This window comes from Microbacterium sp. MYb72 (genome assembly GCF_002979415.1).
Lineage (GTDB): Bacteria > Actinomycetota > Actinomycetes > Actinomycetales > Microbacteriaceae > Microbacterium > Microbacterium natoriense.
On the sequence record NZ_PCOT01000048.1, the window covers coordinates 1 to 21321 of the forward strand.

General features: G+C 68.0%; 25 protein-coding genes. 1 reads left to right on the plus strand and 24 read right to left on the minus strand.

Annotation, left to right across the window (positions count from 1 at the left end):
- Window positions 1-48: 48 nt before the first annotated feature.
- From CQ047_RS17770 to CQ047_RS17810, 10 genes are all read right to left on the minus strand, one after another.
- Complete coding sequence (locus tag CQ047_RS17770; RefSeq protein ID WP_105677322.1) at window positions 49-1650, minus strand: glycerophosphodiester phosphodiesterase family protein; 1602 nt, start codon at window positions 1648-1650, stop codon at window positions 49-51.
- Window positions 1650-2567 carry a hypothetical protein gene (locus CQ047_RS17775; protein ID WP_219844654.1) on the minus strand — a complete coding sequence of 306 codons (918 nt, stop codon included), beginning with the start codon at window positions 2565-2567 and terminating at the stop codon, window positions 1650-1652. Before CQ047_RS17775 ends, CQ047_RS17770 begins: the two co-directional genes overlap by 1 nt.
- A 2-nt stretch (window positions 2568-2569) precedes the next feature.
- Entirely contained in the window at window positions 2570-2806 is a 237-nt protein-coding gene (locus tag CQ047_RS17780; RefSeq protein ID WP_105677324.1) for a hypothetical protein, read from the minus strand.
- A 6-nt stretch (window positions 2807-2812) separates the two neighbouring features.
- Window positions 2813-3301, minus strand: a complete 489-nt coding sequence (locus tag CQ047_RS17785) for a DUF2746 domain-containing protein (RefSeq protein WP_105677325.1) — start codon at window positions 3299-3301, stop codon at window positions 2813-2815.
- A 133-nt stretch (window positions 3302-3434) separates the two neighbouring features.
- On the minus strand, window positions 3435-4214 hold the full coding sequence (locus CQ047_RS17790) for a hypothetical protein (RefSeq protein ID WP_105677326.1): 780 nt from the start codon (window positions 4212-4214) through the stop codon (window positions 3435-3437).
- Window positions 4215-4366: 152 nt separating this feature from the next.
- Complete coding sequence (locus CQ047_RS18970) at window positions 4367-4531, minus strand: hypothetical protein (RefSeq protein WP_181156000.1); 165 nt, start codon at window positions 4529-4531, stop codon at window positions 4367-4369.
- Between the two features lie 7 nt (window positions 4532-4538).
- A complete protein-coding gene (locus tag CQ047_RS17795) occupies window positions 4539-5447 on the minus strand; it encodes a hypothetical protein (RefSeq protein WP_146114392.1) in 909 nt (302 codons plus the stop codon).
- Window positions 5444-6457 carry a hypothetical protein gene (locus tag CQ047_RS17800; RefSeq protein WP_105677329.1) on the minus strand — a complete coding sequence of 338 codons (1014 nt, stop codon included), beginning with the start codon at window positions 6455-6457 and terminating at the stop codon, window positions 5444-5446. The genes CQ047_RS17795 and CQ047_RS17800 overlap by 4 nt, the downstream gene beginning before the upstream one ends.
- Window positions 6454-8619 carry a DUF859 family phage minor structural protein gene (locus CQ047_RS17805; RefSeq protein WP_105677330.1) on the minus strand — a complete coding sequence of 722 codons (2166 nt, stop codon included), beginning with the start codon at window positions 8617-8619 and terminating at the stop codon, window positions 6454-6456. The genes CQ047_RS17800 and CQ047_RS17805 overlap by 4 nt, the downstream gene beginning before the upstream one ends.
- 62 nt (window positions 8620-8681) lie before the next feature.
- Window positions 8682-11399, minus strand: coding sequence for a phage tail tape measure protein (locus CQ047_RS17810; RefSeq protein ID WP_105677331.1), 2718 nt, complete (start codon window positions 11397-11399; stop codon window positions 8682-8684).
- 35 nt (window positions 11400-11434) lie between these two features.
- Between CQ047_RS17810 and CQ047_RS18740 the strand changes: the two genes are divergently transcribed.
- Entirely contained in the window at window positions 11435-11827 is a 393-nt protein-coding gene (locus CQ047_RS18740; protein ID WP_146114393.1) for a hypothetical protein, read from the plus strand.
- Here CQ047_RS18740 and CQ047_RS17820 read toward each other — a convergent pair.
- The 14 genes from CQ047_RS17820 to CQ047_RS17885 form a co-directional block, all read right to left on the minus strand.
- The gene (locus tag CQ047_RS17820) at window positions 11824-12090 is read right to left on the minus strand and encodes a hypothetical protein (RefSeq protein ID WP_146114394.1); all 267 of its coding nucleotides are present in this window, start codon (window positions 12088-12090) and stop codon (window positions 11824-11826) included. The genes CQ047_RS18740 and CQ047_RS17820 overlap by 4 nt on opposite strands.
- Before the next feature lie 86 nt (window positions 12091-12176).
- Window positions 12177-12590, minus strand: a complete 414-nt coding sequence (locus CQ047_RS17825) for a hypothetical protein (protein ID WP_105677335.1) — start codon at window positions 12588-12590, stop codon at window positions 12177-12179.
- Window positions 12591-12667: 77 nt separating this feature from the next.
- Window positions 12668-13183 (minus strand): hypothetical protein, encoded by a 516-nt coding sequence (locus CQ047_RS17830; RefSeq protein WP_105677336.1) that lies wholly within the window; start codon window positions 13181-13183, stop codon window positions 12668-12670.
- 262 nt (window positions 13184-13445) lie between these two features.
- A complete protein-coding gene (locus CQ047_RS17840; protein WP_105677339.1) occupies window positions 13446-13865 on the minus strand; it encodes a hypothetical protein in 420 nt (139 codons plus the stop codon).
- On the minus strand, window positions 13862-14296 hold the full coding sequence (locus CQ047_RS17845; RefSeq protein WP_105677340.1) for a hypothetical protein: 435 nt from the start codon (window positions 14294-14296) through the stop codon (window positions 13862-13864). Before CQ047_RS17845 ends, CQ047_RS17840 begins: the two co-directional genes overlap by 4 nt.
- Window positions 14293-14691, minus strand: a complete 399-nt coding sequence (locus tag CQ047_RS17850) for a DUF6093 family protein (protein WP_105677341.1) — start codon at window positions 14689-14691, stop codon at window positions 14293-14295. Before CQ047_RS17850 ends, CQ047_RS17845 begins: the two co-directional genes overlap by 4 nt.
- Window positions 14688-15089, minus strand: a complete 402-nt coding sequence (locus CQ047_RS17855) for a hypothetical protein (protein WP_105677343.1) — start codon at window positions 15087-15089, stop codon at window positions 14688-14690. Before CQ047_RS17855 ends, CQ047_RS17850 begins: the two co-directional genes overlap by 4 nt.
- A 58-nt stretch (window positions 15090-15147) precedes the next feature.
- Window positions 15148-15501 (minus strand): hypothetical protein, encoded by a 354-nt coding sequence (locus tag CQ047_RS17860; RefSeq protein ID WP_146114395.1) that lies wholly within the window; start codon window positions 15499-15501, stop codon window positions 15148-15150.
- On the minus strand, window positions 15486-16442 hold the full coding sequence (locus tag CQ047_RS17865) for a major capsid protein (RefSeq protein ID WP_105677346.1): 957 nt from the start codon (window positions 16440-16442) through the stop codon (window positions 15486-15488). Before CQ047_RS17865 ends, CQ047_RS17860 begins: the two co-directional genes overlap by 16 nt.
- Window positions 16443-16448: 6 nt before the next feature.
- Window positions 16449-17042: a hypothetical protein gene (locus tag CQ047_RS17870; protein ID WP_105677347.1), complete on the minus strand. Its 594-nt coding sequence runs from the start codon at window positions 17040-17042 to the stop codon at window positions 16449-16451.
- A 117-nt stretch (window positions 17043-17159) separates the two neighbouring features.
- Entirely contained in the window at window positions 17160-17921 is a 762-nt protein-coding gene (locus CQ047_RS17875) for a hypothetical protein (RefSeq protein WP_105677348.1), read from the minus strand.
- Entirely contained in the window at window positions 17899-19221 is a 1323-nt protein-coding gene (locus tag CQ047_RS17880) for a phage portal protein (RefSeq protein ID WP_181156001.1), read from the minus strand. Before CQ047_RS17880 ends, CQ047_RS17875 begins: the two co-directional genes overlap by 23 nt.
- A gap of 83 nt (window positions 19222-19304) precedes the next feature.
- On the minus strand, window positions 19305-20861 hold the full coding sequence (locus tag CQ047_RS18975; protein ID WP_181156002.1) for a terminase large subunit domain-containing protein: 1557 nt from the start codon (window positions 20859-20861) through the stop codon (window positions 19305-19307).
- Complete coding sequence (locus tag CQ047_RS17885; RefSeq protein ID WP_105677351.1) at window positions 20815-21252, minus strand: transposase; 438 nt, start codon at window positions 21250-21252, stop codon at window positions 20815-20817. The genes CQ047_RS18975 and CQ047_RS17885 overlap by 47 nt, the downstream gene beginning before the upstream one ends.
- Between the last annotated feature and the right edge of the window lie 69 nt (window positions 21253-21321).

A 21321-nucleotide genomic window follows, 5' to 3' on the forward strand; every position in this document is an offset into this window, starting at 1 on the left:
GACAGAAGACCCCCACTCTCCCGGAGGAGAGTGGGGGTCATCATGGTTTCACCGCACGGGCGTGACGAGGTCCGGGCGGCTGATCTGCGCGATCCAGGAGCGGCCGGCGCCGGGGTTCACCCAGCCACCCTCCTCGATCTTCCCCTTCGCCAGGTTGTACCCGGCGATGCTGGGGATGATGTGCGCGAGCACCGGCTTCCCGTACGAGCGGATGCCGGGGAACGTGCCCGTCGTCGTGCGCGACCACGCGTCGGTCGACGCGGTGTACTCCATGCCGAGGATGTCCCAGTGAGACTGCTCGGCATCGATCTTCCCGGCCGCCCAGTCCGCCTCGTAGAAGTAGCACGCGGTCATGTAATCGCGCGCCTTCGCCGCATCGGCGATCGCCATGGCACCGGACCCCGTGCCGACGTACTTCACGACAATGCGGCTCGGCCCGCCGTGCGCGTCGAGGACGTTCAGGAACGCCGCCGTCCCGCCCGTGTTGTACTTCGGGTCGACGTGCACGAGCGCCTCGCCGGCGAACTCGTCGAGGAACGCGTCGAGGCGGTAGAACGGCGCGGGTAGCCCGGCGGCGTTCAGCGCGTTGACGTGGGTCTGCACCTGCGCCCAGGTCATCGCCGAGAGGTTCGGGAGACCCGTCTCCATCGCGACCCGGTTGATGTCCGCGTCGTGGCATCCGACGAACACGCCGTCGCTGGTCCGGTTGCAGGAGAACTCGAGCATCCGGTAGTCGCGTGCGGTCGCGGCGTACCGATACGCGCGACGCGACATCTCCGGCTGGCCTGCCACGGCCGACGCACCGCGGTGCCCCATCGTCACCCCCGGGGTGCTCAGGCTCTGCGCGAGCGTGAACGCCGGGCGGGTGAACCGCACCGAGGCGGGCGCACGGCGGACGCCGTCACCGTCGATGTAGCTGACGTACCCGAGCGTGCCGTCGCCGAGCTTCACCGGCACGCCGATCGGTGCGGGCGGGGCGACCTTCCCGCCCCGGATCGTCGCCGAGTACCCTCCGGATGCCGATGCGCCGGCGAAGCCGCCGGACAGCGCGGCGAAGTCCGTGGAGCTCTCGACCCGGTACCCGATCCACAGGGCCGTGCGAGATCCCGTCGTCACCTCGTTGAGGGTGTTCTGCGCGTTCGCGATCGTCGTGCACCCGGCCGGGATGGTCGAGGGGACGTGCGAGATCCCCGCGGTGCACTCGGCGGCGAGCATGACGATCGTGAGCGCGGGCGCGCCGCTGAGAGTGTGCGCGTTGAACATCACGATCCCCGCGTTCGCGGAGTTCCCGCCGTACTGCGTCGTCCCGACGACGGCGAGCGTGCCGAGCTCTTCCGGGTTGTACCGGACGGCGAACGCGACCGCGCGTCCGCTCGGTCCACTGACAACGTACGTCGCGGGCTCCGCGGAGACGGCGCCGATCTGCTTCACCCACACCTGAGCGACACGGTTCGCGTTGTTCGGCAGCGTCGGGGTCACGGTGACGGGCTGGAAGCCAGCGGGCGGCGTCCACTGCGTGGTGCCGGTGCCGTCTTGGGAGCGCGCGCCGAGCATCACCCAGCCGTTGTCGACGAGATCCGCAGGGCGCGCCGGCGCGAGCGACGTACCCGCCCCGATCCCGTCGTAGGTCGGCGTGCCGAACAGAGCCATTACGCCGACGCCTCCCATACGAGCGTGTACGGCGGCGTCCCTGCGGGGGGCATGCCGCCGTTCGGGATGAACACCACCTCGCCCAGCCCGACCGTGTTCAGCCCGCCGCGCGGCACGACTCCCTGATGTCCCGCGACTGACTGCACGAGATTGGATGCCGGATCTCCCGGGTCACCCTTGTCGCCCTTCGCCCCGGCGGCACCCGAGTCACCCTTCGCACCGGTCGCGCCCGTCACCCCGGTCGCGCCTGTCGCCCCGGCTGCACCCTGCACTCCCTGCGCACCAGGTGCGCCCTGTGCGCCGGGAACACCGGGAGCACCGGGAGCTCCGACGAGTGAGCCGAGCCACTGCGTGACCGTGCCGACGAACCCGTTCGCAACGGCCACCTCGTAGGCGGACTTCCCGGCAGGACCGGGCGTACCAGGGCCGCCACCCTCGCCGAGTAGCGGGCCGACCTCGTCGGCGATCTGCTGGGCAGTGACGGAGCCGGTGTGCCCCGCGACGTCAGAGACGGCGACGACAGGGCCAGACACCGGGAGCCCTACCGAACCGTCAGGGATGCGGTCGAAGTCGATCACGCCCTGACCCGCGAGCGGCTGCAGGTGCTTCACACGGGAGCGACCGCCGGCGGTCTCCGTGAGGCGATACGCCCACATCGTGATCGGGTGCTGTCCGTCGTCGACCCAGCCCGCCTGATCCACGACCGGTACCGTGATCGATCCGAGCACGCCCTCACCGGCCTTCGCCATCGCGTTGACCGGCAGTAGAGCAGTACCATCTGTCGTCCACGTGACGCTGCGCGTCGCGCCGCCAAAGATCGCCTCGGCCGTCAGCATCGCGGCCACCGGAGTGCCGTCGACCGTGATGCCTTTGCCGAACACCACGGTCGCGGTCTCCACGCCGTCCGGGTAACTCACGGTCAGATCCTCTTCGGCGTGTTGGTGTTGTCAACGGCGAGGCCGAACACCAGGCGCAGGTACGTCCACCCGGCCACCGCGGGGACCGTCAGCCACGTGAGGTCGAAACCGTTCGCGGCCGCGTCGACAGCGATCACGGTGCCGAGCACCGCACCGATCACGTCGAGCGTGGTGCGCGCGATGATGCGCACCTTCGGGTTCTCGATGACCACGTTCGGGGTCTCGCTGGGAATGCTCATCACAGGTCACTTCTCCTTGTTGTTGATGGCGTCGGTCAGCCGACCGATGTCCTTGCGGAGACCGCGCACGTCGGCGCGGACCTCCCCGGTTTCGATGCGTCCGGCCTGCACGTCTTCTCGCAGCTGGACGGTGTCGTCGGATGCCTTGCGCGCGGCGCGCACGGCGTGCTCAGCGGTCTCGGCGACGCGCGCGATCCGGGCGTCGAGTTGGTCGATGTCGTCGCGCAGGTTCGTGCCGTGGCTGTTCTTCACCTGATGACGGATGTCGCCGGCGCGCTGCAGCACGAGCCCGAGGATGGTGGCGGCGGCGCCGAGCAGCGCGACGAGCACCTTCGCGGTCGGCTCATCGAGCAGCGCTTCTCCGGTGTCGTCGCGCAGTCCCGAGGACCAGATCAGCGCGGCTCCCGTGGCCACAATCCCGATCGCGATGATCACCCACGACGGAGTCGTGCGGCGCCGGTGCCGCTCGGCGTCCTCCTGCGCCCCCGCGGACATCACAGATTCCCGAAGATGACGTAGACGAACGGTGAGGCGACGACCAGCGCGAGCACGACGCCCGCGACGACCCACCACACGCTCGTGCGCGGGCGTGGGCGCTCCTGAGCGTGACGCATGTTCGAGCCCTGCATCAGTTCACCCGCGAGTACGCGCGACCGTTCGCCGCCTCGGCGCGACCCCACGCGGCCGTCGTGCCCGGCCCACGGTCGCCATCGATCTTGCTGGCGTAGCCCCACTTCTCCTTGAGCCACTGCTGCGCGGCGCGCAGGGTGTCGCCGCCGTCGTCGCCGTCCTCCGCGATGCGGCGGCCGAGCGCACGCTCGGAGTAGCCCTTCGCGTTCATGAAGCGCTGGAACGCGGCGATCGTGCCCGTGCCAGGGTCGCCGTCGATCTTCCCGCGGTACCCGAAGTCGGACTTCAGCATCCGCTGGATGCCGACCCACGGCAGGCCACGCAGGGAGTCGTGCCCACCAGGCGCGGGCGCGGGCGGCGTGACGGCCGGCTGAGCCGTCGAGACGTCGTAGCCCATGACCCAGTTCGTCCAGCACAGGAACCGGCGCCCCCATGCCTTCTCGATCGCCGCGATCGACGTGATCCCGACACGCCCCGACGAGGGGATGTCGGTCGAGACGACGTTGCCGCCACCGACGCTGATGCAGATGTGGCCGTACCCGTTGCCGCCCGCGGAGAAGAACACGATCGCGCCCTTCGGCGGGGTGCGGTCGTACTTCCGGTTCGCGACCGGGACCGTCTCGAGCGCACGCAGCGCGTACGTGTAGAACCCCGGCCGATCAGACTGCCGCGAGCCGAGCGCCTCGTAGACCGCCTGCAGGCACTTCCCGGTCGCGTAGCGGGTCCAGGACGCGAAGCGGTTCGCCGCATCGACGCCGGACAGGATGCCCTTGCTCACAGTTCCACCTCCGTCTGCACGTCCCCCTCGGGGGTGTTCTCGATGTCCTCGTACACCGGCACGTCGGCCGGCACGTTCTCTGATGCCACGGTGGGCACCTCCCTTCATGACGAAGCCCCCGGCGGATGCCGAGGGCGGGTGTGCTGTTACTGCTAGTCGGCGGCCGACGCGCCGGTGTGGGTGGACGGCCAGCATTCGGCGCAGTACGGTCCGAGCGAGCTCGGGTCGTCGAGATCAGCGTCGGGGCGCAGGACGTCGTAGCGAGCGGGCTCGGTCGGGTCGACGGCATCCAGGCCGCACCCAAGGCATTTCTTCATGCGACTCCTAGTCGGTGACAAGTGCCGGACCGCGGTAGCGGGCACCCATCTGGCCGCGGACTGCGGCGGCCTGTGCGGTTACGTGGACGCTGAGCGCGCCGGACTGGCAGACCGTGTCGAAGCGGTCTCCGGCGAGCATGAGCTCGTGGGGAAGATCGCCGTGGACGTAGGTCAGCATGGTGCTGACCAGCGTGTAGGCGAGACCGTCCTGGAAGCGTGGGACCGCGTTACCGGCCGCGTTGACGTGGCGGAGGAAGTAGTTCGCAGTGCCGCTGCCGTTCTGCTGCGTCGTCCAGAACCGCAGATCGTAGTAGCCGGGTATCTTGCAGATGCCCTGGTACGTGCCGTTGATATCGAACGCCGCTGCGCCGCCGCGACGCCACACGTTGCCAGTCCATCCGGTGAGGTTGTTACCTGACGACGCCGCGGCGGCCGCCGTCGGCTCCATCGTCATCTCTGGCCCGTCCAGCCCGGTCGGATACCAGGAGGCCGACACCCCTGCCACGAGCCCCTTGGCGGTGAGTCCGGACAGTCCGCTCGGCGCGTAGTAGCCCTCTTCCCAGCCCAGATCCGTGTTGAACCATGTGATCTTTCGGTTCGCGAGCGATACCCGTTCAGGATCCGTTGACGGCACCCCGAAGGTGGCGTCACGCTGCGCGGTCGTTCCACGCAGTGCGACGTCTGCGGAGATCACGGTGACGCGGCGGTTCTGCTCGACGCAGAGCACGCGCGCACCCTCGCGCAGCGGGAAGATCGCGGATGCCGGCGGGAACGGGAGCGGGGCGGCGTCCCCGTCGAGCTGCACCGCGAGCGGCGTCGTGTCCGTGACGGTCCCCCACCGGACGGCGGGCATGACGTCAACGCGCGCCCACAGCTTGCCGATCTGCGCGAGCACCGGGTCGAGGATGTTGGTCACGACACCTCCCGCCATTCAGCTCTCACGTCCGTGTCGAACGTGAACGACACCGCCATCCGCTGCACCGTCGCGAGCCGGCGGATCCCGTCTTCGGGCGTGAAACCGATCAGATCGTTCGGCTCGAGCCCGATCAGCGCGTGGGTGACGGTCAGCCGGGCGACAGGGTCCATCGCGTCGCGCAGCTTTCGCGCCGCGTACTGGTCGATGACCTGCTGGCTGGCCGCTTCGACGCCTTCCTCGGTCGCGGTGATCCACCGGCCGCGCCGCTGGAACGAATACTGCGAGTTCGGATCCTCGTTGGTCGCGACGCCGACGAGCGCAGCGACGGTGTCGCTGCCCTGCCCGACGGCGACGAACCGGTTCGGCACGGACGTCTGGTCCTGCTCACGGTCCCAGTCGGGGAAATGCAGCGACCGTGCGCCGTGCTCGAATTCGAACGCGACCGGCCGGGACGCGGGGTTCAGGTATGGCTGCACCCGGAACTGCCCGGCGCCGTCGCACCACAGCGACCAGTATCCGATCGCCTGCAGCAGGTCGTTGATGATGGTCAGCTTCGACGTGCCGGCCTCCCACGTCAGCGGGGACGTTAGCGCGGCCGTGCTCGCGGTCGCCGCGATCCGGGTCTCCCCCGCCGAGGTGATCAGAGCGACCACGACCGGGACGACGACCGTGCCCACCGCGAGGGAGTAGCGGGCCTCGACCGTGTCCTCGGCGATGATGTTCATCTTCGACAGCAGCTGCACCGTGTGGGTGACGTCGACCGCGGTGTGCTTCGCCGTCGGCGACGCGAACAGGTACGTCCCGAAGGGCCACGAGATGCCGCGGTCGGTGTAGATTGCCTGCACCCGGTGCGACATCCAGTCGATGCCCTGGTCGCCGTCGATACTCAGCGACCCGGAGCCGCCGAGCACCGACTGCGCCACGACCTCGGCGGATCCGCCAGTCACGCCGTCGATACGGTGCAGCTCGCGGTCGCTCGCGTCGAGCAGAGCGAACGCCCACCCGGTCATCTCGCCTCCGTCTCCGTGAAGGTGAATCGATACCCCCAGTACCCGTTCCACGTCGCGCCGCTGTCCGCGGCCATGATCCGGGGAATGCTGATCTGGTCGACGACCCCGTAGATGCGGCGGCCGTCGGGGTCGCGGAAAAGGAACTGCTCCGCATCGGACTGCACGATCTCCCGCAGACGCTGCACAGTCGCCGTCTCACCTGCGTCCCACACGTTCCCGGCGACATCGATCGAGCGATGCAGCGCTTCGCCGGTCACGCCGACAGGCAGCTTCCGGCCCGCGTAGTGCTTCAGCGCCCGCTCGCGCGCGACGGTGTGTGTAACCTCCGGGTTCAACGGGAGTCGCCCTGTGATTCCGAAACGGACCCCGGTAGACAGCCACAGAGAATCCGACCGCGACTGGACGGTGATCGTCGTCGCGGCAGTCGCGTTCTCGACCGTGTACGCCGTCGCCCGGTACTGGGTATCTCCGTACGACAGGGACTCCCAGTCGATCAGCGTCGCCCCAGCAGTGAGGTCGACGACAACCTCCCAGATACCGGCGATCGCGCGCTCGACAACGATCCGCACGGTCGGGTCGAGCGCTGGGTCGACCCCGGCCGCTACGGCAAGAGCTACCCCGCCCTGCGTCTCATCCCATACCCCGCTGACTACCGGCGCCGCGGGCGGATCGAAGGTGACGACGAATGCCTCCGACGCCCAGACAGACCAGACGTCACCCGTCGCGGCACGAACGCGCAGCGTCCATGCCCCCTGCGTGAGTTTCGTCGCCAGCACCACTGACCCTGAGGCACCAGATCCCTGCTGGGACTCGATGACGATGCCGGCGGAGATCAGCTCGAGCTGCCACGCGGACTGCGGGCGGCCCTGCGCCTGCAGCCACGACCAGGTCACCGTCAGCAGCGACGCGTCCCAGGTGCCGTCAGGCTGGGTGACGGCGACGCCGGGGCGGTCGATCACGGTCACGACCGCGGTCGCCGACCAGGCCGACCAGTCAGGATGCGAGCCCTTCGTGCGCACCTGCCACTCGCGATCGCCCACCGGCAGAGTTACCGTGCGGGACGAGGCGGTCGTGCCGCTGAGCGTCGTCCACGCCCCCGCGGGGACACGGTGACGCAGCTCGTACGCGGTCTGCGCCGACGAGTCGACCGGGTTGTGCGTCCACTGGAACTGAATGGTCTCGTCGACCGGGCGCACCGCACCGTTCGGATTGAGGCCGGTAGGCGGGTTCGGGGCCGACAGCAGCTGCACCGTGTTCGAGTACACCGACCACGCCGAGTACAGGGTCGTCGACCCGACGCCCCCGGAGGCGAGGCTCGCCCGCGCCCGGTAGCGGTGCGGGACCGCAGGGTTCGGGGTGACGTGCGTCCACGGCAGGGAGCCCACCGCGAGGCCCGAGACGACGGTCGTCGTCTCGTCCTGGATGTCAACGGCGATCGTGTAGCCCGCGACGGTCGCGGCGACGCTGATGTCGTTCGACGAGCGCGTCGCCGCGAGCCCGGTCGGCACCGGCGGAGTGGTGAACACGGATGCTGTGTTCGACCACCCCGACCAGCCGGCCGCCGCGCCGCCGGCGACGCGGTAGGTGTACTTCTGGGCGGCGATGGTGGTCGTGTCGGTGAAGGACGCCGCGTTGCCGGCGGCGACGGCGATCTGCTGCCAGGCGCCGTCGTTCGTCTGCCGCTGGATCACGACCGACGTGTACGTCGAATTGCGGACCCAGTTCAGCGCGTGCTGCTCGTCGGCCACGCGGGTCACGGTCAGCGACGACGGCGTGCGCGGGATGGTCGGCAGCGTGAACCACTGGGTGCCCGTGTCGGCGGATCCGAAGACGGATGTCGTCGAGTGGACACCGCGCAGGGCGACGGACAGGGTGCCGTCCGCCGCATGCCCGACCGTCTGGTACGTGTCGAGCATGTAGAGGACTTTGCCTGCCGAGTCCGGCCGAAAGTCGAGGTTCCGCGCCCCGGAGAACGACCACGTCCCCGTCAGCGACCACGCGAAGTTGTCGACCGCCCATGAGCCGCCACCCGACTTCGAGTGCGCGAACATCTGGATCCGCACCGTCGATGTGTTCGCACCGATGTCCTGCGACACCAGATCGATGACGACGTACAGGTCGTAGTTCGTGCGTCCCGAGTAGTTCGCGGCCCACTGCACCATGAGTCCCCCTTAGATATGCCAGTAGGTCCCGCGCTCAGGCGGGGCCTACTTGGCGTGCGTCGCTACCTGCCGAGCTGGGATCGAGTGGCAGCTGATGACGGCAACAGAGACACAATTCGGCCGTCGATGATCCTGACGAGACCATCGCCGCCGATCTCCAACTGGCCGGTGATGGCCAGCCCGATCAGCTGAGAAGCGACATCCGTCGATCCACCGCCGAACCCGCCGCCGAACATGCCAAGCTCCTGGCCTGTGCGCACCCAGACCTGCTTCGATCGCGCCTGGCGCGCCGGGTCGAGGCTGATGTACGCCTCGTCGTACTCCTCGGCGAACTTGTGCATCCCACCCGGTCGATACGGGTAGATTCCCGGCTCGAACCCACTGCCAGCGAACGCCTTCACGCCGCCGGAGTAGTAGCCGCCAGCCGCGTTCGCCGAGACGGTCACGCTGCCGACACGGAACGACTGGTTTCCCTCGACATCGACATGCACCTTCACGCGCCGGCCGCTGTTCAGCGTCACGAACTGGTCGATCTTCTGCTGCGCCGCAGCGGTCTCAGAGATGATGCTGATCTCTTTCGCGTCGGGCAGGGCGAAGACCTTGTCGGCGAGCGCCTGCACTTCCGTCGCGTTGTAGCCGGCCTGGATCGCGGCGTCGATGAATGCCTGTCGTTGAGCGCCCAGCGTCCCGACGTACTTCTGCGTCGCCTCTTCGGCCGACATCGTGGCCTGATCCTGCTCGAACTGGGCCTTCGCCGCGTCCTGCGCCGCCTTCGCCACGTCAGCGAGGGATGCCGCATTCGCGGACCCCGCGGCCGAGGCCTCGTTCAGCGAGGTACCGTTCTTCGCTACCTGATCGCCGAGCCCGGCGAGGGCTTCTTGCCATCGCGCGTTCGCTGTTACGGCGTCTTGACCGACGCCATTTGCCTCGTTGATCCGATCGATCAGACCGACGAGCTCGTCGCTCAGCGATTGAACAGCCGCGGTCTCGTCCATGTAGGCGGTGGCCGCGAGCTCCGTCGCCCGTGTCTGGTCCTCTGTCGATGCAGTGAGCGAATCACGCGCCGCACCGGTGTCGTCGATCTGACCGCGAGCTTCTTCCTCGGCTTCACGAAGAGAGGCGACCTTGTTCTCGAGCTGCTCCATGGCGTAGCCCGCATCGAGTGTCTTGCCGGCGGCGGCATACGCGTCCGACACGCGGTCGCGGAACGTTTCGTACTCGGCGCTGGTGCCTTTCACGGCATCCGTGACCTCCTCGAGGCTGATGCCGAGCTTGCGGGCGTTCTCGACCGCGGATCCGCGGTCCATCCACATGAAGCTGTCCTTCATCGCCAGCTGCTCGGCGATGAAGTCCTCGGCCGCATCTCCACCAGCACGGATCGCGTCGGCATACTCGCTCGCTCGCGCGCGAGCTTCGGCCTGCGCGGCAGACACGGCGCCGATGACAGCGACTAGCGCGGTGAGGGCGATGAACACTCCCCCGCCGACGAGCGAGACCCCCTTCATCGACCACTTCATGGTCTCGAGGGCCGTCTTGAACTCGGCAATTTTCGGAACCATCAGCATCGCCGTACCACCGGCGAGCAGCATCGCGCCGACGGCGAGACTGCCTGCGAGTACCGCCTGCTGAGCGCCGTCCGGCAGCCCGTTGAACGCGTCGACGAGGTTGGTCAGCCCCTGCACAAAGGCGCGCAGCGGGCCGTTCGCGGATTCACCCATGGTGATCATCGCGGTGTCGAGGGCGCCGTTGAACTGCTCCCAGTCACCGATGAGGTTGTCGAGGCGGGTTGCGGCAGTTTCTGCGGCGTACCCCTGGTCGTTGACGGCGTCCGTCCAGTCGTTGATGCCGTTCTTACCTTCGGCGAGCAGCACGTTCGCTCCACGGATCGCGTCTTGTCCGAAGATGATCGCGAGCGCCGCATTTCGCTGCTCCTGCGTTAGGCCTTTCATGCTCGTTTCGAGCTGCCCCGCGAGTCCGGCCATGCCGACGAAATTGCCCTGCGCGTCGTACGCGTTGATGCCGAGTTCTCGCATCTTCTCGGCGGCTTCGCCGGAGGGGTTGGCGAGACGCAGCAGCATCGTGCGGAAGGAGGTTCCCGCGTCGGATCCGAGTAGGCCGGCCGAGGCGAACGCCGACAACGTACCGACCGTCTCATCGACGGAGACCCCAAACTGGTTCGCGACCAGCCCGCCCTGCGCGAGGGCCTGGGACATGTCCGTCACGTCACCCATGGCCTTGCCCGCGCCTGCCGCGAGAAGGTCAGCGACGTGAGAAGCATCCGATCCGGCGAGACCGAACTGTTGCATCGTTGTCGCTGCGATTCCAGCTGCCTCGGCGACGCCCAGGCCGCCCGCGGCGGCGAGATCGAGTGCACCAGCCAGTCCGCCATTGAGGATGTCGGCCGTCGACACCCCCGCCTTCGCAAGCTCCTCGATCGCGCCGGCTGCCTCTGTCGCTGAGAACACGGTGCTCGCACCGAGATCCAGCGCCGCCTGCCGAAGAAGCCCGATATCCTCCGCGGACGCGTGGGACACCGCCTGCACGTTCGACATGGCCTTGTCGAACTCGGCGAACTTGGCAACCGCGATCCCGACACCTGCGACGATCGCCGCTCCCATCGCGACGCCGGCCGTGCCGAGCAGGGTCAGAGCCTGCCGGGTCTGCGCCAGCTTCTCCGCCTGCGTGCCGACGGTGCGTGTCGCCTCCGCAGCGTCGGCCATCCCCTTCCGGTACTCGTCGACCGTGGCGACCAGCCGAACCTTGACGACGCGCTCGGCCATGATGCACCTCCTGGTCTGCCACTACACTCGGCGGCATGCGAATGAAACTGATCGCGCTCGTCGCGCCGGTAGTGGTCCTCGTCGGTTGTGCGGGCACGCCCGACGCACCCACCACGTCGTCGCCTACGGCCGCCCCATCGACGGCCGCCGCCAGCGAGTGGGAGTCGAAACCGTTCTGTGACGTGTTCGACGCGCAGCGGACCGCGTATCAGGACGCCCTCGACTCGACTGAGCCCGTGACGACGAGCAAGATGGAGCCGTTCAAAGAGTGGGCCGACGCGCTCAAGACGAAGGCCGATGCTGACGTCGCAGCTGATGTCGCGACCTTCACGGGGCCGCTCTACTTGACCGAGAACGCCACCGTGAGCCTGGTCGACGTGTTCATGGCCGGAAACGCGATCGCCCGGTACTGCATCACGAACGGCTAGTCCGCGAGGTCCACCGTCCAGAGAAGGTGATCCATACCGGCCTGCTCGCCGTACGCCTTCTTCCACTCCGCCTGTGCCTCGTGCAGCGCCTTCGCAGCGAAGTCGGTCGTCGGCGGAGGCACGGTGAACCGGCCCATGTTGTTCGGATCGGTCGCTTCATCAAGCAGCCGCCCGTGGTGGCCGCGCGACTGCCGCTCGTGACGACGCGCCTCAGCGACGACCCGCACGTCCCACGGACTCCACTCCGGCTCCCGAACCGTCACCGAGCGGATCATCCGCCCGGCGCCGTCGTACTCGTACGTCGTGATCTCGGCGGGTTCCCACCCAAGAAGACGACGCGGTGAAACTCCTAGTTCTCGGGCGAGGGCGAGCCCTTGCCCGAGAGCGCTTTTCCCAGCTTGCTCATCTCCTGAGCCTGCTCGAGCACGTTGACTCCCCAAATCGTCACTTCGACGGCGTTGCGCCACACCGACGCGAGGGCGGAATAGACCTCTGCCCAGTCGTCGGAAGACAGCTGCTGCCCGTCGATCGTGATGCCCGGGTACGTGCGAGTCAGCTCCTTGGGGTTGTACCCGTAGGTCATATCACCGGGCAGTCCTGCGCGCACCGGGCACCGCGCCACGAGCTCCTCCCACGGGTCGGGGTGCAGCTGCGCGACCTCGACCGTGATCTCTGTGCCTCCGAGCACGACCTGCACGTTCGAGACCTTGACGGTTTCCATCTCCTGCTTCGCTGTGGCGACCAGCGCCTTCAGATCGACCATGATTCTTCTCCTCACCTGCGTCCTCACCGGGTAGGCCCGGGGCAGGGGGTGAGGAACCCTGCCCCGGGGATCTGGGGTCACGCCGCGGCGACCACGACTTCGCGCTCGACCTTGCCGCGGATCGTCGGCGAGGTCGTCTTGTGCGCGTCGGTGTTCGCCGTCGCCGGGATGTCGTCGCTCGCAGACGTCGTGATCGGCACGATGTCGTTGATCTTGTCGCCGGCCTCGAACGTGTGACCGTTGTCGTAGCCGAGCGCGTGGACGATGTACCCGCTGGTGCCGACGACGCCGAGAACGGTCTCAGCGACCGTCGGCGTCTCTCGGTTGTAGACGTACAGCAGCGTCAGCTTGTACTTCACGGTGCCGTCCGCAGTGAGCTCCTGGTCGAGCGTGTAGCGCGTCGAGACGCGCTCGTTGCGCGTCGTCGCGAGCGCGTAGCCCTGCGGCCCGTACAGACCGTAGGTCAGCTTCTTCACCGTCCCGGCGTTGAGCTCGGCGATGGTCGGCGCGGCCGGGTTCGCGAGAGTCGGCACGAAGAGCACGATGCCCTTGCCGTCGTACCCGAAGCCTTCCTGCACAGTTTCGGTCGTCATTCGTTCTTCTCCTCAGGGTTGAGCCCCGCGGAGGGGGCGGTGTCCTCACCGGTCTTGGAAGCCCGCTTCGTGCGGGGCTTGGGGGCAGGTTCCTCCTGCGGGTCCGGCACGACGCCGGGAATGTGGGATGCAGGTCGCGCTCTCGGGACCTGCATCGTGTCGATGACCTCGTACAGGTCGGCATTTCGCTCGCACTCGTCGACGCTTACGTCGAACTCGTGAAGGGGATCTCCGGGCGTTGCACCGCGGACTCGAATGAACATCAGATGGCCCTCCTTGACCAGAACTCGAACGACAGATCCATGTAGTGCAGGTCTGTGGTTTCGTCGTATCGGGCCTTGCCCTCCTCGACGGATGGAACCAGCGTCACGGGGTCGCACCTGCGCCCCACGACCGCCGGTATCTTCCCGATCACGCTCAGCACGGCGTCGGCAAGCAGCAGCAGCCCGTCCGCGTCGACGGCGACGACGCGGACGTCGTACCGCCACCTGGACTTCGAGTCGGCGCGCTGCGGCGCCGCGAAGCGGTCATCGCCGAGATCTGCCGGCCCATCCGGGAACAGCACGACGTAGTTCGCGCGCACCGGCTTCCCGGACTCGAACCGGACAGAGGTGAACACCTTCCCGACCAGCAGGGCGACGACCATCAGCAACGCCTTGAACGCTGCGAAGTGGGCCTTCATGCCGCCCCCTTCGGGCCGATCTCCCCGGCGCCGAGCGGCCCCGTGATCGCTTCCGCGGTCGCGTCGAACACCGCGATCTCGAGCCCTCGCACGAAGTCGGGCTCGTTCGCCTCGAGCGCGTCGCGCCCGGCATGCTGTGGGGCGGAGAGGACTCCGCCTGGCGCGTCCTCGACGAACCCGAAGGATCCCTGGTTCCGGTCGAGATTCGGACCGATATCGGACGCGATCTCCCCGCCTCCGTATTCCATGTCGAAGTCGACGGATGCCGCATACCCCGCCAGACCGGACCTGTGCGCGGACTGCGCCCAGTCCTTCTTGATGTGCATCGACGTGACCTTGAGCGCCTTGTCGACGTTCCGCGCTGCGGCCTCGGGCGCTCCCCTCAGGTCGGACGACAGCTCGAGCAGCTCGTCGAATCCATCTGCGGTCATGTCAGCTCCTTGAGCGGGTAGCGGTAGGCGGTGACTTGCCCCGCGGCGGGACGCCCATCAATCGAGAAGCGTCGACCGGCCATGAGCGGATCAGCGGATGCAGTCACGGCGACCTCGTCGCCCTTGACTAGCAGCGGGGATCCGTACGGGATCGACAGGTAGGGATCCTGCACTGCAACGGACTGCGCCGGCAACGGGGTCGCCGCCACGTCACGGGACGACCAGCGGAGCCGTCCGATTCCCGCGTACCGCTCCGTGGTGAGCACGCGGAGCGCGTCTCCTGTCGCCGGATCGGTGCTGTCGGCATAGAGGCCGACGGCCACGGTGTCGGTCATGCGGGACTCCGCGTGCTCCCGCAACTCCGGGAGCGCGGCGTCGATGTCGTCGCCGATCATGACGGACTCACGTAGAACGGCGAGGTGGAAGGAATTAGGTCGATCGAGAACGCCCCGCTCGCCCTGAGACCGATGCCGAGGAACGTCCACCACTCGTCGAGGATCGTCACGCGGCCACTGCCCGACTCGTACCGGCGAGATGTCGATCCGTCATCGACGGCGACCGTGATCTGCGTCGCATCGTCGGGCTTCTTGACCTGCGCGACGACCGCCTGCCGGATCACGTAGTCGAGTTTCGTCTGCGCCGGGGTAACGCCCTCCGCGGCGGCTCGGTCGTCGATCAGCAGGAGTGCGTCGTTGATCCACACCTGCCACTGCTCGGCCGTAGCCCCAGTTGGTTCGAGTCTCGCGAGCTCCGTGGCGATGTTGGATGGGGTGACCGCGGTCGAGAGCGACATGATGGCCTCCTAGTCAGACGTGGGGAGGGACGGCGACCGTGGCCGCCGCCCCTCCTGGTCACTTCTCGGTGACTTCCTGCTCGCCGGTGTCGATGTTCCGGTGGATGTGGACGACCGTGCCGTCGGGCTTGGTCGCGTCGAACTCCTCGAAGCGGTGCTTCGGCTCCTTCGGCTTCGCCGCCTGTGCGGGCTTGGCGGGCGCCGCGGCCGCGGGTGCCGCGGTCGCAGCGGCCTTCGCCGCGTCGGCTTTGGCTTTCTCGGCCTCGGCCGCCTTCTCAGCGACCTCGGCTTCCGCGGCCTTCGCCACTTCGGCAGCTGCGTCGTCGATCTTGGCCTGCTCCTCCGGGGTGACGACCGGGGTCGTCTCGCCGGGCTTGGCCATGGGCCGGCGGGCCATCAGCCGTTCAGCCATCCGGTCGAGCGGGCCGCGGCCTTGCCGCCGAACACGCCGACACCGCAGAAGAACTCGATGCGGGTGCGGAAGGCGGGCTTCGACTGCTGCTCGCCGAGGTCGCGGACGTCGACGCCGCCGTTCGTGAGACCGGTGACGGCTTGGTCGCCCTCGTCCTCGCCGAACTTCACGGCGTAGATCGAGGACGTCACGTTCGACGTGCCCTTGGTCTCGGTGAGCGGGAGGATGTCGACGCCCGCGGCGCTCGTGCCCAGGTCGAGGACCGGGATCCCGTTCCAGGTGAGCACGCGCTTCCCGGTGAGATCCTCCTTCACGATCTCGGTGCCACCCGCGCGGCGTCCCGCGGAGCGGATCTTGCCGAGCAGCTTCGCGTTCGCGTAGATCGCGCCGTTCGTGCCGTCGAGGCCGGGGACGGACGCGACGAGGTCGTCCATCGCGCCCCAGAACGCCTCGGTGTCGGCGTTGGTGCCGAACACCGGGGAGCCGTTCGCGCCCGGTGCGGTGATCACCTGCCCGCCGATGAGGCGCTTCTTCAGGCCGTCGAACGACTTCGAGTCCACGGCCACGTCACCGTTGATGAACGTGTCCTGGAACTTGTACGAGGCGGCCTTGACCTTCATCGCCGTCTGCACGGCGCGCTGGTCATTGAAGTTCGACCGGGTCTTCTGGATGAACGTGTCGACGTCGGCGTCGCCACCGAGGATGGCGAGCGTCTCCGTCTTCTGGTTCACCGTTCCGGTGGACTCGCTGTAGGAGTCGTTGACGCCGCGGAACTCGACGCCGGGGAGGGTGCCCTCCTCGTTGTACGCGAACGCGTTGCCCTCGATCTCCATGAAGGGGATCCGGTCGAGCAGGGGCGAGGTCTGCACGAACGTCTCGAGGACGCCCTTCTGCAGGGTGTTCTGAGACAGCTTCGCTGCCTCGGTGAGCGTGATTGCCATGAGAGGCTACTTCCCTTCGTTCTCTTCGTACGCGGCTCGGAGCGTGCCGATGCCGGGACGAGTGGATTCGGTCTTGCCGAGGGCAGGCTTGCCGCCCTCGTCGGGCACGACGTACCGCTGCGGTGCAGCGGGTTCCGCCGGTCCCTTGAATTTCAGGAGGGCGTCCGCAGACGCTTCCACCTCGGCCTGCGTGGTGCCGGACAGCAGTTCGACCGGAACCCCCTTGGTGGCGGCGATCTCGGCTCGGGTCTTCGCGACCGTGAGCTGCGCGATCTCCGTCTTCTTCGCCGCGAGCTCGTCATCGACGCGCTGCTGTTCGCTCTTCCCGGCGTCCTCGATCTCCTGCAGCTTCTGCCGCGCCGCGGCGAGCTCCCTCTCTGCGGCGCTGCGAGCATCGCGCTCGGACTGCAGGGCGGCGAGCCCCTTCTCACCGAGAGGCTCATCGGCCTTCGGCGCGGGAGTGGCGGGCGGCGGGGTCGGGACCGGCGCGGGCGGTGCCGGGGTACCGGCTTCGGCGCCCTCGACGGGTGCGAAGTAGCGGAACCACGGGCGATGCCAGGCCGGAGCCGGGAGCGGGCCAAGGGTCTTGACGGTGGACATTGTTCCTCCTGTGCTGAGCGGCATCGCGCCGCGGTGACATCACGCCATCGCGGCGTGATGAAGATGATCGGCAGGTTCCTCGCGGCCAACGCCGCTCCCCCGCAATTGGGTATGCGTTCAGTGCGTCAGACCGAGATCCGCCCGCATCAGCCGCAGGATGTTCTTCGTCGTGACGGTCAGGTCGGGGCGCGCCTTGTAGAAGTTCCGCCACCGCATGTCGTCCGGCTTCAACTCGTGCTGCAGCCGGATCAGCTCGGCGCGCGCGTCCATCGCGGACTGCGCCCAGCGCGCCTCATGCGGGTTCTCCGGAGCCGGGTTCTCCTCCCACGACGGCACGTTCACGCAGTTGCAGTGCTTGTGCCACTCCGACGACTCGTAGGTGACTGCCTCCATCGTCGACAGATATGCGCAGAAGGTGCAGGCCCCGGCCGTCGCGTACCGGCGGATACCGCGGGATAGCGGGTCCGCCGCCGATGCCGTCAGCAGCGTCCGGCGGTCGGCTTCTGCAACATACGTCTGAGCGATGCCCTTGAGGCGGTCCAGGATCATGAGCGCCGACGCCTCATCGAACTGCCCCGCGAACAGCGGCGCCAGCGCCCAGGTGATGTCTTTCGACACCTGATCCCCGATCGCCGGTCGCGCGAGATCTGCCGTGAACCCTGGCGACGGCCGGTTCGTCTCGTAGAACAGCGCTCCGGCGACGGCCGCCGTCTCCCCGTACTGGGACACGACCGCCGGGGTGGCGGCGCGGACTTGAACGGCGACCCTCTCCGGTGATTCGTTCAGGATCGATGCCGTGTAGCCCACGAGGTCGTCCTGCGCGAGCGTGGTGATGTCGACGATGGTTTCACGGTGCTCATCGACTTGCGATAGCAGCATCCTGATCCCCCAAAGCGGTTCGCCCCGCCGCGGCGGCCACGTTCGCCGGCAGTTGGAGCGCCTGTGTGCGGCGCTGCTCTGCCTGGAACCGCAGGATCTGCTCTCGCGAGAGCCCCGCGTACTCCATGCCGACCTCCGAGTTCCCGAAGCCGTCGATGCTCGTGGCTAGCTTGCTGAACGCGTCGGCGCGGGCCGACGGCGAAACGATCGCGGGATCCGTGAACTGTCCCCGCAGGCTTCGCATCTCCGCAGGCAGCGCCGAGAGCCCGTCGCGGAGCATCACGCCCATCTGCATCGCAGACACCGCGCCGGCGCCCCACGTCGTGTTCGCGTCGCGGGTCGTGGTGATCAGCGTCTCCTTGGCCGCGAAGATCGCGTCTGCGCTGGACGGGTTCGATGAGTCGGCGAACTTCACCTCGAGATCCTGATCGTCGGCGAACAGGTTCGCCCACATGCGCAGCTGCTCTACGTGTGGCTGCGGAGACGCGCCGGTGAACCGGTGCAGGTCCGGCTTGTCTTCCTTCGCGTTCGATTCGGTGTCGAGCGCCTTGATCCGCCCCATGACAGCCGACCAGCGGTCGTTGCCGACGAAGCTCTCCACGTCGGCGCCGAACAGCCAGTACTCGACGGCGGAGTAGAACTCCGACGAGACCTCGCTGCGGACGATCGTGCGCAGCGCCGAGTCGGAGTAGCCCATCGACGCGCGCGTGATGCGCGAGTGCCCGAGAGGGCGCAGCAGCTCCCATCCGTACACGAGGGGGGCGACGCTGACGCGGCCGAGGGGGTTCGGGATCACGGTCACGACCCACGCCGCCGACCAGATGCGTTCCTGTCGGGTCAGGGTGATGACCTTCTCCGGCGTGTACATGACCATGAGCGTCGGCCTGTTCCCACGGTCAACGTCGACGATCGACAGGAATCCCGCCAGCGCACGCCGGCGACGATCCCAGATGGCCGCTGACAAGTCCGCGGCGCGCGGGATCACCTGTACGTCGGGCTCGCCTGCCTGCACGTCGCCGTGAGAGACCGAGAGGAAGGCCGGGCCGTGCACCGCGGATGACACCTGCGCGCCGGGGAACTCGATCTCGAACTGGTTGTCGGCGGCGATCTCGTCGACGCCGAACGTCTCGTCCGACGTGGACACGAAGCCCTCGAACTTCGACCGGTCGGTGACAGCGCGCACGCCCTTCGCGGTCCACCCGAGAGCGGAGTTGATGCCGCGCATCTGCGGAGGCAGCGAGATCCCGAAGTCCTTCAGCGCGGCCTCTCCGTCGAAGTACGTCGAGCGGATCGCGTTCATGCGGCGCCGCTTCTGCCATGTCCGATAGAGCTCGTCGAACAAGTTCGCGTCCTGATGGTTGAGCGCCAGCCCGATTCCGCCGATCAAAGGATCACCCCCGAGCCTTCCCGCTTCTTGCGTCCCGTGCGTGCCCCGAAAAGGGCGAGACTGACAGCCTCGACCGGGGTCTCGTCCCCGGCTGGCGATGCCCAGCCCCATGCGCCGTCCCGCGCCCGCTTCTCCTGCACCGCCTTGTCGGCGGAGTCGTCCATCTGCACCTGACCGGATGCCAGGTGGGTGAGTATCGGCTGCTCGCCGCGCTTGACTGCGCTGGCGGCGGCCGTGGCCTGCTCGAGCAGCAGTCCGCACGCCTGGAAGTACTGCGGAGTCGTGACGACGATGATGCGTCGCCGCGGCACCCGCCGCTCGATCAGCAGCCGCTCGAGTACGATCGCGCCGGCACGCCCCGAGAGCACGATCGCCGAGGCGCGCCGCCACCGCGGTACGCCGTCGATCTCTTCGACGAACCAGTCCGCGAGCGGGGCGAGGGTCTCCTCGACCGGCCCCTGCTGCGCGTCGATGAGCTCCGTGTGCGCACGCTCGCCGGCGATGATGCATCCGCCGAGGGAGACGCGCATCGCGTCCGCTGAGAACGCGACACCGTACGCGCGCACGCCATCAGTCGGCACCTGATCAGCACCGACGGCGAGCTGCGGCCACAGCTTCTTGAGCGGGCCACCGACCGCGTTCTCCTCGTCCCAGATACCCAGACCCTCACGGGACCAGTCAGCCGGGTCTGTCAGGTTCTCCCGCAGACGGAGTATCGCCTCCCACGGCGTGCGGTGCGGGAAAGACGGGTTCGCCTTGGCGAGCACATTGCGGTCCTCGACGTCGTCGTCCCGGTCGGCGCCGACCTCGACCCAAAGGGTGTCGAAGTCGACGGTCTCGCCGGCAGCACGGCGCTTCTTGACGGCGAGCGCCTTCTTCCTCCGGGCCTTGAACACCTCGGCCGGATCCTCCGGCTTCGGGGGCGTGCCCATGTAGATGATGAGCGGGTTCTTCACCGTGTTCGCTGCCGGAATCATGTCCGAAAGCGCCTTGGCCTTGAGGATCTGGCACTCGTCGAACACGACGATCGTCACACCCGGGATGCCTCGGCCGAAGCCGTGCTCGCGGGCGCCGAACATGATCCGCGACCCGTTCGTGAACACGATGCGCTGTTTGCCGTTGCCAGCACGCACCGACCGTATGTACGGGGCGATGCGGCGGCGCTTCGCCAGCGACGACAGCGTCTCGAACGTCTCATCCGAAGTGGCCGAGTGGTGCGCGGTCCACAGCACCTTGATCCTGGGGAAGATGATGCACAGCGCGAAGATGATGGTCCCGATGGTGAAGGTCTTGCCCACCTGGCGGCAGATCGAGATCAGCACGCCTCCGATGCCGGCCGCGTAGAGACCGTTCTCGCGCTTGGCGAGAATCGCGCGCCCGAGCCCCTTCTGCCAGGGATCGTGCGCGACGCCCATCTTTCGGCACTGCGCCTCAACCGAGGGATACCCTGTGGTCTTGATCCCCGAGGGCACGACGAGGTGCTTCGCGACGTCGGAAAGCTTGCGCTCAGAGGTCGTCGGGGTCGAGGTCTTCGTCGGGCGCGGACTCGGCATCTGCGGCCTCCTCGCGTTGCCGCTGCTCGAGCTCGGCGATCTCCCGCATCGTCTCGCGCAGCAGTCGCGCCGTCGGTGGCAGGTCGCGCCCGGACAGCCCGTCCGAGATCTGCTTCGCGTACAGGTCGCGCAGGGCGATCAGCGACGCCATCTCGTCGCCCGACTGCACCGCTTCGAGTAGCGACTTCGGCGCTGGCGCATCGTCCTTCATCCACGTCGACAGCGTGTTCCGGGAGATGCCGAGCGTCTTGGCGACCTGCGCAACGGATTGAGCAGCCTTCGCCTTCGCGACAGCATCCGCCTTGAACGCCTCCGAGTAACTCTGCTTCCCGCGAGATCTCGCGGAAGTCGACTCCCCCAGCGGACGAATCTGCGCCGTCGATCGAGCCATGCCAGACGCCCCCTGTCCTGGTGGAAAACCCCGGGGAGAGATCGGCCCTGTCCCCGGGGTTTTCCACCA

Excerpts from the sequence above, each read along its gene's own strand:
- CQ047_RS17885 (WP_105677351.1), bottom strand. The coding sequence starts at position 21,252 with ATGGCTCGATCGACGGCGCAGATTCGTCCGCTGGGGGAGTCGACTTCC.
- CQ047_RS17785 (WP_105677325.1), bottom strand. The coding sequence starts at position 3,301 with ATGTCCGCGGGGGCGCAGGAGGACGCCGAGCGGCACCGGCGCCGCACG.
- CQ047_RS17770 (WP_105677322.1), bottom strand. The coding sequence starts at position 1,650 with ATGGCTCTGTTCGGCACGCCGACCTACGACGGGATCGGGGCGGGTACG.
- CQ047_RS17810 (WP_105677331.1), bottom strand. The coding sequence starts at position 11,399 with ATGGCCGAGCGCGTCGTCAAGGTTCGGCTGGTCGCCACGGTCGACGAG.
- CQ047_RS17850 (WP_105677341.1), bottom strand. The coding sequence starts at position 14,691 with ATGATCGGCGACGACATCGACGCCGCGCTCCCGGAGTTGCGGGAGCAC.
- CQ047_RS18740 (WP_146114393.1), top strand. The coding sequence starts at position 11,435 with ATGCGAATGAAACTGATCGCGCTCGTCGCGCCGGTAGTGGTCCTCGTC.
- CQ047_RS18970 (WP_181156000.1), bottom strand. The coding sequence starts at position 4,531 with ATGAAGAAATGCCTTGGGTGCGGCCTGGATGCCGTCGACCCGACCGAG.
- CQ047_RS17870 (WP_105677347.1), bottom strand. The coding sequence starts at position 17,042 with ATGTCCACCGTCAAGACCCTTGGCCCGCTCCCGGCTCCGGCCTGGCAT.
- CQ047_RS17840 (WP_105677339.1), bottom strand. The coding sequence starts at position 13,865 with ATGAAGGCCCACTTCGCAGCGTTCAAGGCGTTGCTGATGGTCGTCGCC.
- CQ047_RS17805 (WP_105677330.1), bottom strand. The coding sequence starts at position 8,619 with ATGGTGCAGTGGGCCGCGAACTACTCGGGACGCACGAACTACGACCTG.
- CQ047_RS17855 (WP_105677343.1), bottom strand. The coding sequence starts at position 15,089 with ATGTCGCTCTCGACCGCGGTCACCCCATCCAACATCGCCACGGAGCTC.
- CQ047_RS17780 (WP_105677324.1), bottom strand. The coding sequence starts at position 2,806 with ATGAGCATTCCCAGCGAGACCCCGAACGTGGTCATCGAGAACCCGAAG.
- CQ047_RS17825 (WP_105677335.1), bottom strand. The coding sequence starts at position 12,590 with ATGGTCGATCTGAAGGCGCTGGTCGCCACAGCGAAGCAGGAGATGGAA.
- CQ047_RS17830 (WP_105677336.1), bottom strand. The coding sequence starts at position 13,183 with ATGACGACCGAAACTGTGCAGGAAGGCTTCGGGTACGACGGCAAGGGC.
- CQ047_RS17880 (WP_181156001.1), bottom strand. The coding sequence starts at position 19,221 with ATGAACGCGATCCGCTCGACGTACTTCGACGGAGAGGCCGCGCTGAAG.
- CQ047_RS17865 (WP_105677346.1), bottom strand. The coding sequence starts at position 16,442 with ATGGCAATCACGCTCACCGAGGCAGCGAAGCTGTCTCAGAACACCCTG.
- CQ047_RS17800 (WP_105677329.1), bottom strand. The coding sequence starts at position 6,457 with ATGACCGGGTGGGCGTTCGCTCTGCTCGACGCGAGCGACCGCGAGCTG.
- CQ047_RS17875 (WP_105677348.1), bottom strand. The coding sequence starts at position 17,921 with ATGCTGCTATCGCAAGTCGATGAGCACCGTGAAACCATCGTCGACATC.
- CQ047_RS18975 (WP_181156002.1), bottom strand. The coding sequence starts at position 20,861 with ATGCCGAGTCCGCGCCCGACGAAGACCTCGACCCCGACGACCTCTGAG.
- CQ047_RS17860 (WP_146114395.1), bottom strand. The coding sequence starts at position 15,501 with ATGGCTGAACGGCTGATGGCCCGCCGGCCCATGGCCAAGCCCGGCGAG.
- CQ047_RS17845 (WP_105677340.1), bottom strand. The coding sequence starts at position 14,296 with ATGACCGCAGATGGATTCGACGAGCTGCTCGAGCTGTCGTCCGACCTG.